The organism is Burkholderia sp. HMSC10F09, assembly GCF_001806955.1.
In the GTDB taxonomy this organism is placed as follows: domain Bacteria; phylum Pseudomonadota; class Gammaproteobacteria; order Burkholderiales; family Burkholderiaceae; genus Burkholderia; species Burkholderia multivorans.
The window spans coordinates 1-17,678 of the sequence record NZ_KV786929.1 but is presented as its reverse complement, the minus strand read 5'-3'; the positions used below and the strand labels follow the sequence as shown (position 1 = coordinate 17,678).

The window sequence follows — 17,678 nt, the reverse complement described above, 5'->3', positions numbered from 1 at the left end:
GCCGCCGCCGGCCAGTGCGGCCTGTACGGCCGGATCGGCGGCCAGCGCGGCGACGCGGCCGATCACGACGATCGCCGGCGAGCCGATGCCGGCCGCGCCCGTACGTTCGACGATCTGGTCGAGCGTCGCGAGCACGTGCCGTTGCGTGTCGCGCGTCGCGTTCGCGATCGCCGCGCACGGCGTGTCGCCGGGCAGGCCGCCGTCGCGCAGCGCCGCGGCGATCGCATCGAGCCGGCGCATCCCCATGTAGACGACGATCGTCATGCGCGTCGCGGCGAGCGCGCGCCAGTCCGGCTCGTCGGCACCCGCGCCGTGACCGGTGACGAAGATCACGCCCTGCGCGTCGCCGCGATGCGTGACCGGAATGCCGAGCGCGGCCGGTGCCGCGATGCCGGCCGTGATCCCGCTCACGACCTCGACCGCGAAGCCTGCCGCACCGAGCGCGATCAGCTCCTCGCCGCCGCGGCCGAACACGAACGGATCGCCGCCTTTCAGCCGCGCGACGCTGCGGCCCGCGCGCAGATGCGCGAGCATCGTCGCGACGATCTCGGCTTGCGGCGTCGACGCATGGCCGCCGCGCTTGCCGACGTGCTCGATCTGCGCGTCCGCGCGCGCATGGCGCAGCACGTCGGGGTTGACGAGATCGTCGACGAGCAGCACGTCGGCGGCCGCGATCGCACGAACGGCCTTCAGCGTCAGCAGGTCGGCATCGCCGGGCCCGGCGCCGACGAGCCATGCGCGGCTCATCGCGCGCAGCACGGCGCGCGCCGTGACGAGACGGGACAGGGCGACGAAACGGCCGCGCGCGGACGGCCTGCGAAATGGCGTGACATGACGGAGCGAAACGAAGCGCCCGTAGCGGGCGGATGACAACGCGCACACTCTCCGTCCCCCGCGGATCGGGCGTTCGGCGAGCGTGGCGCTCGCCCCTTGCGTCGGCCGGTATCCGGGCTGGCCGCTTGCCAGGCCGCAGCCTTCCCGCCCGCTGAGGGGCAGTGGCATCGTGGGCGGCATGGGCGCGTGCGCAAGGCGCGTCGCGCGGGCGGCGTACCGTTGCGGGGACAGCACAGGCCGGGCGATGCTCCGCCTCCTGTTTCCCGTTTAACTGCATGCGCGGATTGCGCATGCGAGCACCGAACGCGGCGCATACGATAGCACAGGCCTCGCGCGCGATCGCGGCCGCCGTTCGCCTTGACGCGGCCGGGCGCCGGAGCCTACACTCGCACGCGTTTCGGTGCTCGCGCGTGCGTTCCTGCACGCGCAGTTAAACGGGAAACAGGGAGTGCGGCTGCCCCGCAGTCGAGCCAACCTGTGCTGCCCCCGCAACGGTAAGCGAACGCATCGCTCCGCGATGCAGCGCCGCTTCGCCGCATGCCACGCGCGTGCGGACGACGCCACTGGATGCCTCGCGCTTCCGGGAAGGCGAAGCGGCGTGTTCGTCAGCCCGGATACCGGCCGAGACGAGGGGTACAGCGCCGCGGGGAGGCGGCGCATCGTCCACGGCCGCAGCGCGCCCGACGCCCGAGCGTTTCCGATTTCCCGTCGTCAGGCCGCGCGCGCGGTGCGAACCGGCAGGCAAGCGGCGCCGGCAGGCACGGTGCGGACCGTGTTGGCATTCACATGTCGACCGTTCATCGCGGAGCACCATGCTCGATTCTTTCTTACGTCTGTTCAACGACAGCCCGTCGGGGCTGCGCGGCAAGATTGTCGCCATCTATTCGCTGCTCGTCGCGTTCAACGTCGGCGCGTGGATCTGGGCGTTCATCGCGTTTCGCGGGCAGCCGGTGCTGCTCGGCACCGCGCTGCTCGCGTATGTCTTCGGGCTGCGTCACGCCGTCGACGCGGACCATATCGCCGCCATCGACAACGTCACGCGCAAGCTCATGCAGGAAGGGCGCAGCCCGCTCGGCGCGGGGCTGTTCTTCTCGCTCGGGCACTCGACGGTCGTGATCGTGATGTCGGTCGCGGTTGCGCTGACCGCCGCGTCGCTCGCGCGCTTCGAGAGCATGAAGACGTGGGGCGGCGTGATCAGCACGAGCGTGTCCGCGTTCTTCCTGCTCGTGCTCGCGGCCGCGAACCTGCTGATCCTGATCTCCGTGTACCGGACGTTTCGCGCGGCACGGCGCGGCGATGCGATCGTCGACGCCGATCTCGACATGCTGCTGAACCAGCGCGGCGTGCTCGCGCGCCTGTTCCGGCCGCTGTTCCGGCTCGTATCGCGCAGCTGGCACCTGTACCCGGTCGGCTTCCTGTTCGGCTTCGGCTTCGATACCGCGACCGAGATCGCGCTGTTCGGCATCTCCGCGACGCAGGTGCAGGGCGGGCTGTCGTTCTGGTCGGTGATGGCGCTGCCGGTGCTGTTCACCGCCGGCATGACGCTCGTCGACACGACCGACGGCATCCTCATGATGGGCGCGTATCGCTGGGCGTACGTGCGGCCGATCCGCAAGATCTACTACAACATGACGATCACGCTCGTGTCGGTGCTGGTCGCCGCGCTGATCGGCGGCATCGAGGTGCTCGCGCTGCTCGCGGACAAGCTGTCGCTGCAGGGGCCCGTCTGGGATTTCGCGACGATGGTCGCGTCGCATTTCGGCATGCTCGGCTACGTCGTGATCGGCCTGTTCGTCGCGTGCTGGGCCGTGTCGGCCGCGATCTACCGCTTCAAACGCTACGACGAGATCGACGTGACGATCTCCGCGTGATGCCTTTTTCGATCCAGGACCTACCATGACCCTACGCAAGCTGCCCGTCACGATCGTCACGGGCTTTCTCGGCAGCGGCAAGACCACGCTGATGCGCCACATCCTGCAGCAGGCGAACGGCCGCCGCATCGCGGTCATCGTCAACGAGTTCGGCGAACTCGGCATCGACGGCGAAATCCTGAAGGGCTGCGGCATCGGTTGCGACGACGCGGCCGGCGAGACGTCCGGGCAGCTCTACGAGCTCGCGAACGGCTGCCTCTGCTGCACCGTGCAGGAGGAGTTCTATCCGGTGATGGAAGCGCTCCTCGAACGGCGCGCGGACATCGATCACGTGCTGATCGAAACCTCGGGCCTCGCGCTGCCGAAACCGCTCGTGCAGGCGTTCAACTGGCCGACGATTCGCCATGCGTTTACGGTCGATGCGGTCGTGACCGTCGTCGACGGGCCCGCAGCCGCGAGCGGCCAGTTCGCGGAAAACCCGCAGGCCGTCGACGCGCAGCGGCGCGCGGATCCCAACCTCGATCACGAATCGCCGTTGCACGAGCTGTTCGCCGATCAGCTGTCGGCGGCCGATCTCGTGATCGTGAACAAGGCCGAGCTCGTCGACGACGCGCAGTTCGCGCAAATCGAAGCCGCGATCCGCGACGAGATCCCGCCGCAGGTGAAGATCGTGCGCGCGACGCGCGGCGAGCTCGATCTCGCGATGCTGATCGGGCTCGAATCGGCGTCCGAGGACACGATCCACTTGCGTCACGACCATCACGGTGCGACCGGCGTAGGTGCGGCCGACGACGAAGAGCACGACCATCATCACGACGATTTCGATTCGGTCGTCGTGAGCGGCGACGCGGGCACGCGCGAGGCGACGATCGCCGCGCTGCAGCGGCTCGTCGAAACGCACACGATCTATCGCGCAAAGGGATTCGCGGCGCTGCCCGACGCGCCGATGCGGCTCGTGATCCAGGGCGTCGGCCGCCGCTTCGACAGCTATTTCGACCGCCGCTGGCAGGCCGGCGAAGCGCGCGCGAGCCGCTTCGTGCTGATCGGCGAACGGCTCGACGCGGCCGAGCTGCAACGCGCGTTCGACGCCGCGTGCGCGGCCGAGCCGCAGCAGGCGTAACGCGCGATGCATCTGCTGCGCACCACGCCGGGCGGCTTCGTCGACGACACACAGGGTGTCGTGCGCATCGACCAGCGCCCGGCCGACATCGTGATCCTGAGCTCGGCCGACACGACGCTGTCGCTGCTCGCGAGCGTCGTACCGCGGCTGCCGGCCGGCTTTCCGAGCGTGCGGCTCGCGAACGTCACGTTCCTGCGACAGCCGGCCTCGGTCGACTTCTACGTCGACGATGTGCTGCGCCATGCGAAGACGGTCGTGATCGACCATCTCGGCGGCGAGGCGTACTGGCCGTACGGCATCGAGCAGGCCGTTTCGGTCGCGTCGAAGCACGGGCAGCAGCTCGCGATGTTCTCCGGCGATTTGCAGGAAGATCCGAACCTCGTCGCGAAGAGCACGGTCGCGCCCGCGCTGTGCCGGCTGTGGTGGCGCTATCTGCGCGAGGGCGGCGTGCACAACGCCGAAGCGCTGCTGCGCAGCATCGCGTTTCACACGCTCGGCTTCGGCGACGAGCCGGCGCCGCCGCGTCCGCTGCCGGCCGCCGCGCTGTATCACCCGGCGCGCGATCCGGCGAGCGTCGACGATTGGCGGGCGCGCTGGACGCCGGGCGCGCCGGTCGTCGCGATCGTGTTCTATCGCGCGCACTGGCAGGCCGCGAATACGGCCGTGTTCGACGCGCTCGCCGACGCGCTCGTCGACGAAGGACTGAACCCGCTGCCGATCGCCGTGACGTCGCTGAAGGATGCGGTGAGCCGCGAGGTGATCGCGCAGCTCTGCGAGACGCACGACGTCGCGCTCGTGCTGAACACGACCGCGTTCGCGGCCGGTGCGATCGACGCGCACGCGCCCGACGTGCTTGCCGGCGACGCGCCGGTGCTGCAGGTGATCTTGTCGGGCGGCAACCGCGATGCGTGGGTCGCGGACAACCAGGGGCTTCACGCGCGCGACATCGCGATGCACGTCGCATTGCCCGAGGTCGACGGGCGCATCGTCACGCGTGCGGTCAGCTTCAAGGGACTCGCGTATCGCTGCCCGCACACCGAGGTCGACGTCGTTCGCTACCAGCCCGATGCGGAGCGGATCGCGTTCGTGGCGGCGCTCGCGCGCGGCTGGTGCCGGCTGCGCACGCTCGACAACGCGGACAAGCGCATCGCACTGATCCTCGCGAACTACCCGCAAAGCGACGGGCGCATCGGCAACGGCGTCGGGCTCGATACGCCGGCGTCCGCGCTGCATGTGCTCGCCGCGCTGCGCGGCGCCGGCTACACGCTCGCCGAGCTGCCGGCCGACGGCGACGCGCTGATCGCGCGCCTGACCGAAGGCGTGACCAACGATGCGGCCATGCATGCGCTGCGGCCGGCGTTCCAGAGCTATGCGCTCGACGATTACCGCGCGCGCTTCGCGCGGCTGCCCGCCGCGGTGCGCGACGCGCTGAACGCGCGCTGGGGGCCGCCCGAAGCCGATCCGACGCTGCGCCGCGGACGCTTCACGATCGCGGGCTGGCGCGCGGGGCACGTGTTCGTCGGCATCCAGCCGTCGCGCTCGCGCGACGACAACGATTACGCGAGCTATCACGACGCGGAGCTCGTGCCGCCGCACGCGTATCTCGCGTTCTATTTCTGGCTGCGCGACGTGTTCCGCATCGACGCGGTGATCCATCTCGGCAAGCACGGCAACCTCGAGTGGCTGCCGGGCAAGAGCGTCGCGCTGTCCGACGCGTGCTGGCCCGATCTGACGCTCGGCCCGCTGCCGCATCTGTATCCGTTCATCGTCAACGATCCCGGCGAAGGCAGCCAGGCGAAGCGGCGGGCGCAGGCCGTGATCGTCGATCATCTGATGCCGCCGCTCACGCGCGCCGAGAACTACGGCCCGATGCAGGACCTCGAGCGGCTCGTCGACGAATACTACGACGCACTGATGGTCGACGCGCGACGCGCGAAGCTGCTGCGCAAGACGATCCTCGCGACGATTGCCGAGCACCGGCTGCACGACGAGCTGAGCGTATCGCCGCCGCGCGACGCGAACGACGAGGACGCGCTGCTCACGCGTGTCGACGCGTGGCTATGCGAGCTGAAGGAAGCGCAGATCCGCGACGGGCTGCACGTGTTCGGCGTGTCGCCGGCCGAGCGGCAGCGGCGCGATACGCTGCTCGCGCTCGCGCGCTTTCCGGTCGGGGACGGCAAAGGCGCGAACGCCGGACTGATCGCGGCACTCGCACGCGATCTCGCGCTCGGCGACGATTTCGATCCGCTCGCGGCCGACTGGGCCGCGCCGTGGACGGGCCTGCGGCCGGCCGTGCTGCAGGCGCTCGACGCGTCGCCGTGGCGGCATGCGGGCGACACGCGCGAGCGGCTCGAACGGCTCGCGCAGCACTGGCTGGACCGCATCTGCGACGTCGCGCCGGACGAGGGCGGCATCGCCATCCCGCCGCCCGGCGAATGGCCGCATACGCTCGCGGTGATCGGGCGTGTGCAAACGACGCTGCTGCCCGCACTCGACGCGTGCGGCCGCGACGAAATGCGTCAGCTGCTGCGCGGGCTCGACGGCCGCTTCGTGCCGCCGGGGCCGAGCGGCTCGCCGTCGCGCGGCCGTCCGGACGTGCTGCCGACCGGCCGCAACTTTTACTCGGTCGACACGCGCGCGGTGCCGACGCAGGCCGCGTGGTCGCTCGGGCTCAAATCCGCGCAGCAGCTGATCGAGCGCCATCTGCAGGAGCACGGCGACTATCCGCGCGCGATCGGCCTGTCGGTGTGGGGCACCGCGACGATGCGCACCGGCGGCGACGATATCGCGCAGGCGTTCGCGCTGCTCGGCGTGCGGCCGAAATGGGCGCACGGCAGCCATCGCGTGACCGACTTCGAGATCCTGCCGATCGAGATCTTCGATCGCCCGCGCATCGACGTGACGCTGCGCGTGTCGGGCTTTTTCCGCGACGCGTTCCCGAACCTCATGCATCTGTTCGACGCGGCCGTGCAGGCCGTCGCCGCGCTCGACGAACCGGAGGCGCTGAACCCGATCCGCGCGCGCATCGAGCGCGAACGCGCGCAGTGGATCGCGCAAGGCGTCGCGCCCGACGAAGCGCGGCGCCGGGCCGGCTGGCGCGTATTCGGCGCGCGGCCCGGCAGCTACGGCGCGGGGCTGCAGGATCTGATCGATCGGCGCGGCTGGCAGACCGACGCCGATCTCGCCGACGCATACCGCCGGTGGGGCGGCTATGCGTACGCGCAGAACAGTGCGGGCGATGCCGCGCCCGACGTGTTCGGCGAACGGCTCGCCGCGATCGACGTCGTCGTGCAGAACCAGGACAGCCGCGAACACGACATCCTCGATTCGAACGACTACTACCAGTTCCAGGGCGGGATGACGGCGGCCGTGCGCCATTTGTCGGGCCGGCAGCCGAGCGTCTATCACGGCGACCACGCGAACCCCGCCGCGCCGAAGATGCGCACGCTGCGCGAGGAGATCGCGCGCGTGATCCGCTCGCGCGTCGTGAATCCGAAATGGCTCGACGGCGTGAAGCGGCACGGCTACAAGGGCGCGGCCGAAATGGCGGCGACCGTCGACTATTTGTACGGATACGACGCGACCGCGCGCGTGCTGTCCGATCACCAGTACGCGCTCGTCGCCGACGCGTACCTGTTCGACGACGCGACGCGCGCGTTCCTCGAACGTCACAATCCGCACGCGCTGCACGCGATCTGCGAGCGCTTCGTCGAGGCGATGCAGCGCGGGCTGTGGCAGCAGCCGGGCGACTATCGCGAGCGCATCGAAGCGGTCTGGCTCGCGACCGAACAACTTCAGGAAGGAGCACGGCGATGAGCGATCCGACCACGCCGCGCGCACGCGCGGTTTTTCCGTTTACGGCGCTGGTCGCGCAGGACGCGCTGCAGCAGGCGCTGCTGCTCGCCGCGATCGATCCGTCGATCGGCGGCGTGCTCGTCAGCGGGCCGCGCGGCACTGCGAAATCCACCGCCGCGCGGGCGCTCGCCGAGCTGCTGCCGGAAGGCGCGTTCGTCACGTTGCCGCTGTCGGCCACCGACGAGCAGGTCACCGGCACGCTCGATCTCGCGCATGCGCTCGCGGAGAACGGCGTGCGCTTTCGCGGCGGTCTGCTTGCGCGCGCGCATCGCGGCGTGCTCTACGTCGACGAGGTGAACCTGCTCGCCGACGGCCTCGTCGATACGCTGCTCGACGTCGCGGCGAGCGGCGTGAACATCGTCGAGCGCGATGGCGTGTCGCACGCGCATGATGCGCGCTTCGTGCTGGTCGGCACGATGAATCCGGAAGAGGGCGAGCTGCGTCCGCAGCTGCTCGACCGCTTCGGGCTGATGGTCGAGCTCGAGAACTGCTTCGATGCCGCGCAGCGCGAACGGATCGTGAAGGCGCGCCTCGCGTTCGACCTCGATCCCGACGCGTTTCGCGCCCGGCACGCGGATGCGCAGCAAACGCTCGCCGCGCGGATTCGCGCGGCGCGTGCACGGCTGTCGGCACTGCAATTCGACGACGCGGTGCATGCGCGCGTGAGCGCGCTCTGCATCGAGGCGGCCGTCGACGGATTGCGCGCCGATCTCGTGATGTTGCGAGCGGCGCGTGCGCTTGCCGCGCTGGAAGCGGCCGACGCTGTGACGGTCGCGCATGTGGACCGCGTCGCGGAAGCGGTGCTGCGGCATCGGCGCCGCGCGGATGCATCGCCGCCGCCGGCTGCGCGCGCGCCCGATTCGCGCACGGGGCACGACGATGCGACGCATCGCGGCACACGCGAGCGCCTGCCGCGCGACACGGCGCCGTCGCCCGACGACGCGCCCGCATCGCACGGCGACTGGGGCTACCTGCCGCCGGAGTCCGCGGGGCTGCGCGACGTGAAGGCCGTCGTGCCGCTGCCGCTAAAAAAACGCTGAGCCATCGAGACGGCGCCGCCGCGAACGCCGTTCGCGGTCCTCGATGGCAGCAGGGCGCTGCCCAACGCGTGCCGGGCCTCGCGCGCGCGGGCACGGCCGTCGCATGGCCGGCCACGTTCGCCACGAAGCGCGGGCAGCCGCTGCACGCCGCGCATCTGCGCTTTCGCCAACGCGCGGATGCGCCGCGCGCACTCCATTGCTTCGTGCTCGACTGCTCGGCGTCGATGCTGTCGCACGATCGGCTCGCGCTCGCGAAGGGGCTGATCGTCGCGTATTTCGATCGCGCCGCGCGCGACCGGATGGAGACCGCGCTGATCTGCTTCGGCGGCAGCGGCGCCGCGCGGCGCTTCGGACCGGCCGTGCCGCGCTGGTGGAATGCGCGCTGGGTCGAGCCGGTCGATGGCGGCGGCGGAACGCCGCTCGCGGACGGCATCGCCGCCGCGGCGCAGCTGCTCGCGCGCGACGCGCGACGTCACGCGGACAAGCAGCGCTGGCTGTGGGTGCTGTCCGACGGACGCACGCGGGAGACACCGGCGAAGCCCGCCGCGGCCGATCACGTCGTGTTCGTCGACTTCGACGATGCGCCGGTGCGGCTCGGACAGGGCGCACGGCTCGCGCGCGCGTGGGGCGCGCAGTGGGTGACGGCCGATGCGCTTTGCGCGGACGTGCGCGGCTGAGCGCGGGCGAACGCGGTGGCGAACGGATCGGTTCGTGCGCGCGAGGCCGACGCACGGCGTGCGCTATGATCGTCACTCGTCTCCAATGGAAATTCCGCCATGCAAGTGCTCGTCGATGCCGACGCGTGTCCCGCCGTCATCAAGGAGATGCTGTTTCGCGCCGCGCGGCGCACCGAGATCTGCGTGACGCTGGTCGCGAACCAGTTTCTGCGTACGCCGCCGTCGCCGTTCATTCGCGCGCTGCAGGTGCCGGCCGGCTTCGACGCGGCGGACGCGCGGATCGTCGAGCTGGCCGCGGCGGGCGACCTCGTGATCACGGCCGACATTCCGCTCGCGGCAGCCGTGCTCGACAAGGGCGCATTTGCGCTCGATCCGCGCGGAAACTGGTTCAGCCGCGACAACATCGAAGAACGTCTGTCGACGCGCGCGATGATGGATCAGCTGCGCAGCGCGGGCATCGATACCGGTGGCCCGGCGCCGTTCAGCGCACGCGACGGCAACGCGTTCGCGGCCCAGCTCGACCGGTTTCTCGCACGGCGCCGCGGGCCGTAACGCGGCGGTGCCGGGCGCGCGCCGAGCGCCGTCGGCGTCGCTGTCGCCGTTGTGGCGCGATATTTTCTCGGGCTGCTGCCGGCACCGCGACGATGCGCCATGGCGTCGACGCTGCTATCGTGATGCGATCGATCATCCATTGGAGGGCGCGCGTGTCACCGACTCAACTTCTCGTTCCGACCTTCAGCCAGCTGCTGCGCGCGCAATCCGCGTGGCTCGACAAGGCGGCCGGGCACTGGCGCGCGGCCGGCGACGATCCCGATGCGCTGATGACGCTGAAGCTCGCGCCGGACATGTATCCGCTTGCCGCGCAGGTCCGGTTCTCGTGTTTTCAGGCGATGGAACCCGTGCACCGGCTGCGCGGCGAGCCGCTGCCGGAACCGCTGCTCGCATTGCGGCAGGCTGGCTGGCATGCCGATGCCCAGCCGGGCTCGCTCGGCGATGCGCAGGGGATCCTCGCGGGCACGCTCGCGTTTCTCGGCGAACTCGCGCCCGATGCGCTCGACGGCGGCGCCGCGTTGCCCATCGCGCTCGAACTGCCGAACGGCACTGCGTTCGACATGACGGGCGAGCAATACGCGCGCGACTGGGCGCTGCCGCAGTTCTACTTCCACGCGATCACGGCTTACGCGATCCTGCGCCATCATGGCGTCGATCTCGGCAAGGCCGATTACGTGCCGCACATGCTCGCCTATGTGCGGCCGGGCACGATTCCGCAGGGTTGAGGTGGGGCGGCGGGCGATGCAGCGGCGCTGACGCGGGGCGATGTGGCCGGGCGATACGCTGCATGCGCTCACCGCGTGAGCTTCGCTTGCCGCATGAGAACTCGATCGACAAGGGGATGTTCGCCGCGCTCAATCGCGAACGGCGGGCAGGAATCATTCGCCGTTTCGACTCATTGCCGACATTGGAGACGCGATGTCGAAAGTGCAATTCTCCGGTTTCATTAAATTCACGCTTGCAGCCATCCTTTTAATTGTGCTGCTGGCTGCATTGCTGATAGGTGTAATGGCGTACATCCGAGACGATGGGGGTGACGCAGCCTGCCCGAATCTCTCCACGTCGCAGATGCGTGGCTATCTGGAAAAATATGCCCGGCACAACAATTTTTCGAGTTTGACGTTCGACGAGGCTGCCGAGTATCTGGCGGACCTTCAGCAATGGAAAATTCCTTACCGTGTCGACAATCATCGCTATATAGCAAAAATGACATGCAAAGGCTTCGTCGTCGACAACGTCGGTCCTTTCGATTGACCGCGCACGGCCCGTCGCGCCGCTGCGCCTACACGCTCCACCCGTCTAATCCTCCGGTAACCCGCTGAGCAGGTCGAGCCGCAGCAGCTCGACGATCTTGCGCGTCGGCACGCTCGTATGCAGCGTCTCGAGCCGCTCGATCGCAAACCACTTGCAGCGCACGATCTCGTTGCTCGCGCGCGGGACCAACCGCTTCGGCACGTCGGTGACGAACACGTGGTGCACTTTCCTCAGCCCGCCGAACTGCACCGCATAGTTCAGCGCGAGTCCTTCGAGCCGCGTTTCCTCCGCCAGTTCGCGCTGCGCGGCCTGCAGCGGCGTCTCGCCGCGGCGGATCGTGCCGCCCGGCAACGCCCACCGCGAGGCGGTGCGGGCGACCAGCAGCACGCTGCCGCGCTGGCGACAAACGATCGTGGCTCTTTCCTTGAAGGTGCCCGGCGCGGTGCTCATGTTCGGCAAGACAGGTGCTCAAGCGTGAAAAAAATGCGCATCGGCCGGACGTCGCCGAGCCGATGACCGACAGCCGATCGGCATAAGCGCCGACACTGCATGCAGGCCGCCGCGCCGATCTCATCCCTCGTTTCATCGCGGTTCCGTGCGCGTGGCGAACCGCCGCGCGTCGTCACGATCGCGTGTACAGCCCGCCGCGCGTCGATTTCGCGTGCCGCGCATGGCGACGTTTGTGAACCGCAGGCCTGTGACGTGGCGCAGGCGGCACCACATGGCGACGTGCAGGCGCGCGGCGAGCCGTCGTCGCGCCGGCCGGCGTGGCCTGTCCTTCGCCGAAGTGGAAAGTCCGGGTCTGTGCCTGTGCGACGCCCAGCGTCGAAGCCAGCATGACGGCGGCCAGCAGCATGCGTTTCATGAAATCTCCGCTTGTCTCGAGGGGAATGTTTGTTCGCCAGCTTAACGAACGGCGGGACGTCGCGGCAACCGGCACGTCACGGATGCGGGACGGTCGGCACCCGGCGCGACGCGCGGTAGCGGGGCGGGCACCTCCGGGCTTGACAATAAAATTCTCGTGCATGAATATAAATTCACATACACGAATTATTCGTCGAGACCGGAACGGCATCCCGCAGCGCCGCCGCCCGGCATCACCGGCGATCCGATCCACCGGAAGCAGGAGCGAGACGCATGACGGAACACGAACGGCCGGGCGCGCTGGCGGGATTGCGCATCATCGATCTGTCGCGGGTGCTGGGCGGCCCGTACGCGACGCAGGTCCTTGCCGATCACGGCGCGGAGGTCATCAAGATCGAACCGCCGTCGGGCGACGAGACGCGCACCTGGGGGCCGCCGTTCGACGGCGACACCGCGTCGTACTTCCTCGGCGTGAACCGCAACAAGCTCGGCATCGCGCTCGACCTGACGAAGCCCGGCGACCGCGAACGGCTGCTCGGGCTGCTCGACGAGGCGGACGCGCTCGTCGAGAACTTCCGGATCGGCACGATGGAACGCTGGGGGCTCGGCTTCGACGCGCTGCATGCGCGGTTCCCGCGGCTCGTCTATTGCCGCGTGTCGGGTTTCGGCGCGGACGGCCCGCTCGGCGGGTTGCCCGGCTACGACGCGGCCGTGCAGGCGATGACGGGGCTGATGAGCGTAAACGGCGAAGCGGGCGGTGCGCCGCTGCGCGTCGGCGTGCCCATCGTCGATCTCGTCACGGGGCTGAACGCGGCGCTCGGCGTGCTGATGGCGCTGCGCGAACGCGACGCGAGCGGCCGCGGGCAGTTCGTCGAGACGACGCTGTTCGACTGCGCACTGTCGATCCTGCATCCGCACACGCCGAATTTCTTCCATTCGGGCCGCGCGCCGGTGCGCACCGGCAACGCGCATCCGAACATCACGCCGTACGACAGCTTTCCGACGGCGACCGTCGATATCTTTCTGGCCGTCGGCAACAACGGACAATTCGCGGCGCTCTGCGACGTGCTGGGTACGCGCGACTGGCTCGACGATCCGCGTTTCGCGGACAACCGCGCGCGCAGCGCGAACCGCACGGCGCTGCGCGCGCTGCTCGAAACGGCGCTCGCGGCCCACGACGGCGCGGCGCTCGCCGAGCGGCTGATGCGCAGCGGCGTGCCGTGCGCGCCGGTGCTCGGACTCGATGCGGCGCTGGCGCATCCGCACGTCGCGCATCGCGCGATGAAAGTGGAGCTCGGCGCGCATCGCGGCATCGCATCGCCGATCAAGCTCGGCCGCACACCGGCCACCTACCGGCGCGCGCCGCCCGCGCTGAACGAGCATGCGGCACAGCTGTTCGGCGCCGCCGACGACCGCACCGACTGACGCGCGCATCCCGCACGCGGCGCGGCCGCACACCGCATTCGACCAGAACGGCGCACCCGCGATGCGCCGCATCGACAGGAGACACATCATGCTCGCATGGATCGGCGCGATCGCCATCGTCGCGCTGTTCGGCCTGATCATCACGAAGCGGCTGTCGCCGCTCGTCGCGCTGATCGTCGTGCCGGTCGCCGCATCGCTTGCTGCCGGGTTCGGCTTGACGACCGGCAAGTTCATCGTGCACGGCGTGCAGAACATCGGGCCGATCGCCGGCATGTTCGTGTTCGCGATCCTCTTCTTCGGCGTGTTGACCGACGCCGGCATGCTCGATCCGATCATCGCCGGCGTGCTGCGCGTGATCGGCTGTCATCCGCCGCGCATCGTCGTCGGCTCCGCGCTGCTGGCGCTGCTGATTCATCTGGACGGATCGGGCGCGGTGACGTTTCTCGTCACGCTGCCCGCGATGATGCCGCTCTATACGCGGCTCGGCATGGATCGCCGGATTCTCGCGTGCATCGCGTCGATGGCGGCCGGCGTCAACTTCCTGCCGTGGGTCGGCCCGATGTTGCGCGCTTCCGCCGCGCTGCACATCCCCGGCACCGCGATCTTCATGCCGATGATTCCGGTACAGCTCGTCGGACTCGCGTTCGTGTTCGGCACCGCGTGGGTGCTCGGCGTGCGCGAGGCGAAGCGGCTCGGGCTCGACCGCGCCGGCGCAGCGGCGATCGCCGTCGCGCCGCGCGAGCTGACCGACGCGGAGCGTGCGCTGCGCCGGCCCGGCCGGTTCGCCGTCAATCTCGTGCTGACGCTCGTCGTGCTCGGCACGCTCGTGTCGGGTATCGTCGATCCGATGGTGATGTTCATGCTCGGCACCGTCGCGGCGCTCGTGATCAACTATCCGGACGTCCGTGCGCAGCGCGAGCGCATCGACGCGCATGCGAAGGCCGCGTTGATGATGGCCAGCGTGCTGCTCGCGGCGGGCGCGTTCACGGGGATCATGACCGGCACCGGAATGCTGAAGGCGATGGCGGAGGTGGTCGTCGCGCACGTGCCGGTCGAGCATGCGCGGCACATGCCGTTCGTGCTCGGGCTGCTATCGATGCCGCTCAGCCTGCTGTTCGATCCTGATTCGTTCTATTTCGGCGTGCTGCCCGTGCTCGCCGAAAGCGGCAAGCTGCTCGGCGTGCCGCCGATCCAGATGGCGCAGGCCGCGCTGCTCGGCCAGATGACGACCGGTTTCCCGGTCAGTCCGCTCACGCCCGCGACGTTCCTGATCGTCGGCCTGACCGGCGTCGAGCTTGCCGAGCATCAGAAATTCACGATTCCGTTCCTGTTCGCCGCCACCGTGCTGATGGTGTTCGCCGCGGTCGCGACGGGCGTGTTTCCGTTATGAGCGGCGCGGCCGTTCACGTTTTCCGGGAGAGCAGTCCATGCAGTTCGACCTGACCGACGACCAGCGCGCGATCGAGCGCGCGATCGACAAAATCTGCGCGCGCTTCGGCGACGACTACTGGCTCGAACGCGATCGCGCCGGCGGCTTCCCGCACGATTTTCATGCGGCGCTCGCGGAGGCCGGCTGGCTCGGCATCGCGATGGATCCGGCCTACGGCGGCGCCGGCCTCGGGATGACGGAAGCGGCGCTGATGATGCGCGCGATCAGCGCATCGGGCGCGGGATTGTCGGGCGCGTCGGCCGTGCACATGAACATCTTCGGGCTCAATCCCGTGCAGGTGTTCGGCAGCGACGCGCAGAAGGCGCGCTTCCTGCCGCCGCTGATCGCGGGCCGCGACAAGGCCTGCTTCGCGGTGACCGAGCCCGACGCCGGGCTCGACACCACGCATCTGACCACGTACGCGCGTCGCGACGGCGATCATTACGTGCTGAGCGGCCGCAAGATCTGGATCTCGACCGCGCAAGTCGCGAACAAGATGCTGATCATCGCGCGCACGACGCCGCTCGAGCAGGTCGCGAAGCCGACCGACGGGCTCAGCCTGTTCTATACCGATCTCGACCGTTCGCGCGTCGAAGTGCGCGAGATCGACAAGATGGGCCGCAAGGCGGTCGACTCGAACATGCTGTTCATCGACAACCTGCGCGTGCCGCACGACGACCTGATCGGCACCGAAGGCGAAGGCTTCCGCTATCTGCTGCACGGGCTCAATCCCGAGCGCATCCTGATCGCGGCGGAAGCGATCGGCCTCGGACAGGCGGCGCTGCGCCGCGCGACGCAGTATGCGAACGAACGCGTCGTGTTCGGCCGGCCGATCGGGCAGAACCAGGCGATCCAGCATCCGCTCGCGCTCGCGTGGATGCAGCTCGAGGCCGCGTGGCTGATGGTGATGAAGGCCGCGACGCGCTACGACGCGGGGCAGCCGTGCGGCGCGGAGGCCAACGCCGCGAAATATCTCGGCGCGGAAGCCGCGTTCCACGCATGCCAGACGGCGGTCGCGACGCATGGCGGGATGGGTTACGCGAAGGAGTACCACGTCGAGCGCTACCTGCGCGAGTGTATGATTCCGAGGCTCGCGCCCGTGAGTCCGCAACTGATCCTGTGCTACATCGCGGAGAAGGTGCTCGGGCTGCCGAAATCGTACTGATGCGCGGCGGCCGTCCGGCGCGCGTTTTCCCGTTCCGTTTCAAGCGCTCGTCATGGACGTCAAACTCGTTGCCCGCACGCTCGACCTGTTCGAACTGTTCGCCGCCGAACGGCGGCCGCTGCCGCTCACCGAACTCGCGCGCCTGCTGAACGTGCCGGCGTCGAGCTGTCTCGCGATGGCGCGCACGCTCGTGAGCCGCGGCTATCTGTACGAAGTGCGCAAGCGCGGCGGCTACTATCCGACGCGGCGTCTGCAGACGATCGCGGCCGCGATCGACGCGACCGATCCCGTCGTCGACATCGTCCATCCGTATCTCGTCGCACTGCGCGACGCGAGCCGCGAAACGGCCGTGCTCGGCAAGATCCAGCGCGCATCGATCGCCTATCTCGACGTCGTCGAATCGGAGCGGGCGATCCGCTATACGAGCCAGCCCGGCGAATTGCGTCCGCTGCATGCGAACTCGATCGGCAAGGCGATCTTCGCGGAACTTGCCGGCGATGCGCAGCAAGCGCTCGGCGAAGAGCTGACGTTCGAGCGCTTCACCGCGGCGACCGTCGCCGATCTGCCGGCGCTCGTCGCGCAGACGGCGCGCTTTCGCAAGCGCGGCTGGGCCGAAAACTTCGGCGAGAGCGCGCCGGAGCTGTCGGCGATCGCGGTCGCGCTACCGCTCGACGGCGACTGGTACGGGCTGTCGATCGTCGGGCCGACGGAACGGATTCGCCAGCATCGCGACGCGCACGCGGCGCTGCTCGTCGACGCGAAGGCGCGGCTGCTCGCCGATTACGCGCGCGCGTAACGCCCGAGCATGCCGCCGCCCCGCAAGTCCAGGTGCGCGGCGCTTCGCTCATCGATACCAGCGCGGCGTATAGACCCACTCGCGTCCGGCGCCGATCGTAAAGCGCCGCGTCGTCGACGAGCCGACGATGACCATCGTGCGCATGTCGACCTGATCGCTACGCAGCGCGCCGAGCGTCGTCGTCGCGAGCGTGGCGCCGGGACGGCCGATGTCGCGGCCGAGCACGACGACCGTATCGGCCGCGCGGTGCGCGCGCACGACGTCGAGCGCACGATCGAGCTGCCAAGGTCGCGCGCGCGAGATCGGGTTGTAGAACGCCATCACGAGATCGGCTTCGGCCGCATGCCGCAGACGCGTTTCGATCACATCCCACGGCTTCAGGTTGTCCGACAGCGAAATCGCGCAGAAGTCGTGGCCGAGCGGTGCGCCGGCCTGCGCGGCGGTCGCGAGCGACGCCGATACGCCCGGCTCGATCCGCAGGTCGACGGCCGCCCACTGCGGATCGCGTGCGTCGTCGAGCGCTTCGAGCACGGCGGCGGCCATCGCGAACACGCCCGGATCGCCGGACGACACGACCGCCACACGCCGGCCGGCCGCCGCCAGCTCGAACGCATGGCGCGCGCGCTGCATTTCCTCGCGATTGTCGCTGCCGTGCACGCGCTGATCGGCGCGGAACGGGCCGGCCATGTTCACGTACGTCGTGTAGCCGAGAATGTCGGTCGCATCGGCGAGCGCCGCGCGCGCCGCGGGCGTCAGCCACGCGCCGCCGCCGGGCCCGAGCCCGAGCACGGTCAGG

Annotated in this window: 16 protein-coding genes and 2 riboswitches; of the genes, 12 read left to right on the top strand and 4 right to left on the bottom strand. The window is 69.5% G+C overall.

Features of this window, described 5'->3' with window-relative positions:
* A partial coding sequence (gene cobA / locus HMPREF3115_RS27460) for a uroporphyrinogen-III C-methyltransferase (RefSeq protein WP_070556938.1) occupies positions 1 to 747 on the bottom strand: 747 nt, incomplete at its 3' end.
* Positions 748 to 919: 172 nt separating this feature from the next.
* A riboswitch (cobalamin riboswitch) is annotated at positions 920 to 1,153 on the bottom strand.
* Positions 1,154 to 1,215: 62 nt separating this feature from the next.
* A riboswitch (cobalamin riboswitch) is annotated at positions 1,216 to 1,475 on the top strand.
* 171 nt (positions 1,476 to 1,646) lie between these two features.
* On the opposite strand from cobA, the gene HMPREF3115_RS27455 reads away from it, so the two are divergent.
* The 8 genes from HMPREF3115_RS27455 (at position 1,647) to HMPREF3115_RS32930 (ending at position 11,203) form a co-directional block, all read left to right on the top strand.
* Positions 1,647 to 2,705 carry a HoxN/HupN/NixA family nickel/cobalt transporter gene (locus HMPREF3115_RS27455; protein ID WP_006409169.1) on the top strand — a complete coding sequence of 353 codons (1,059 nt, stop codon included), beginning with the start codon at positions 1,647 to 1,649 and terminating at the stop codon, positions 2,703 to 2,705.
* Positions 2,706 to 2,730: 25 nt separating this feature from the next.
* Complete coding sequence (gene cobW, locus HMPREF3115_RS27450) at positions 2,731 to 3,825, top strand: cobalamin biosynthesis protein CobW (RefSeq protein ID WP_070556933.1); 1,095 nt, start codon at positions 2,731 to 2,733, stop codon at positions 3,823 to 3,825.
* A gap of 6 nt (positions 3,826 to 3,831) precedes the next feature.
* On the top strand, positions 3,832 to 7,641 hold the full coding sequence (gene cobN, locus HMPREF3115_RS27445) for a cobaltochelatase subunit CobN (RefSeq protein ID WP_070556931.1): 3,810 nt from the start codon (positions 3,832 to 3,834) through the stop codon (positions 7,639 to 7,641).
* The gene (locus HMPREF3115_RS27440) at positions 7,638 to 8,720 is read left to right on the top strand and encodes a magnesium chelatase ATPase subunit I (RefSeq protein ID WP_070556929.1); all 1,083 of its coding nucleotides are present in this window, start codon (positions 7,638 to 7,640) and stop codon (positions 8,718 to 8,720) included. Before cobN ends, HMPREF3115_RS27440 begins: the two co-directional genes overlap by 4 nt.
* A gap of 68 nt (positions 8,721 to 8,788) precedes the next feature.
* Positions 8,789 to 9,397: a vWA domain-containing protein gene (locus HMPREF3115_RS27435; protein ID WP_070556928.1), complete on the top strand. Its 609-nt coding sequence runs from the start codon at positions 8,789 to 8,791 to the stop codon at positions 9,395 to 9,397.
* Positions 9,398 to 9,496: 99 nt separating this feature from the next.
* A complete protein-coding gene (locus tag HMPREF3115_RS27430; RefSeq protein ID WP_006400081.1) occupies positions 9,497 to 9,949 on the top strand; it encodes a YaiI/YqxD family protein in 453 nt (150 codons plus the stop codon).
* A 92-nt stretch (positions 9,950 to 10,041) separates the two neighbouring features.
* A complete protein-coding gene (locus HMPREF3115_RS27425; RefSeq protein WP_006416863.1) occupies positions 10,042 to 10,674 on the top strand; it encodes a DUF1993 domain-containing protein in 633 nt (210 codons plus the stop codon).
* 193 nt (positions 10,675 to 10,867) lie between these two features.
* Entirely contained in the window at positions 10,868 to 11,203 is a 336-nt protein-coding gene (locus HMPREF3115_RS32930; protein WP_223852597.1) for a hypothetical protein, read from the top strand.
* Positions 11,204 to 11,248: 45 nt separating this feature from the next.
* On the opposite strand, the gene HMPREF3115_RS27415 is transcribed toward HMPREF3115_RS32930, so the two are convergent.
* Positions 11,249 to 11,653, bottom strand: a complete 405-nt coding sequence (locus HMPREF3115_RS27415; protein WP_035488236.1) for an NUDIX hydrolase — start codon at positions 11,651 to 11,653, stop codon at positions 11,249 to 11,251.
* Between the two features lie 172 nt (positions 11,654 to 11,825).
* Positions 11,826 to 12,068 (bottom strand): hypothetical protein, encoded by a 243-nt coding sequence (locus HMPREF3115_RS30475; RefSeq protein ID WP_083302320.1) that lies wholly within the window; start codon positions 12,066 to 12,068, stop codon positions 11,826 to 11,828.
* Positions 12,069 to 12,340: 272 nt separating this feature from the next.
* Between HMPREF3115_RS30475 and HMPREF3115_RS27410 the strand changes: the two genes are divergently transcribed.
* The 4 genes from HMPREF3115_RS27410 (at position 12,341) to HMPREF3115_RS27395 (ending at position 16,882) form a co-directional block, all read left to right on the top strand.
* Positions 12,341 to 13,492, top strand: coding sequence for a CaiB/BaiF CoA transferase family protein (locus HMPREF3115_RS27410; protein WP_053297245.1), 1,152 nt, complete (start codon positions 12,341 to 12,343; stop codon positions 13,490 to 13,492).
* An 88-nt stretch (positions 13,493 to 13,580) separates the two neighbouring features.
* Positions 13,581 to 14,882: a CitMHS family transporter gene (locus HMPREF3115_RS27405; RefSeq protein WP_070556935.1), complete on the top strand. Its 1,302-nt coding sequence runs from the start codon at positions 13,581 to 13,583 to the stop codon at positions 14,880 to 14,882.
* Between the two features lie 37 nt (positions 14,883 to 14,919).
* Entirely contained in the window at positions 14,920 to 16,086 is a 1,167-nt protein-coding gene (locus tag HMPREF3115_RS27400) for an acyl-CoA dehydrogenase family protein (protein ID WP_069220215.1), read from the top strand.
* A gap of 52 nt (positions 16,087 to 16,138) precedes the next feature.
* Complete coding sequence (locus HMPREF3115_RS27395; RefSeq protein WP_070556927.1) at positions 16,139 to 16,882, top strand: IclR family transcriptional regulator; 744 nt, start codon at positions 16,139 to 16,141, stop codon at positions 16,880 to 16,882.
* 48 nt (positions 16,883 to 16,930) lie between these two features.
* Here the strand turns inward: HMPREF3115_RS27395 and cobJ are convergent.
* A partial coding sequence (gene cobJ, locus HMPREF3115_RS27390; protein ID WP_070556926.1) for a precorrin-3B C(17)-methyltransferase occupies positions 16,931 to 17,678 on the bottom strand: 748 nt, incomplete at its 5' end.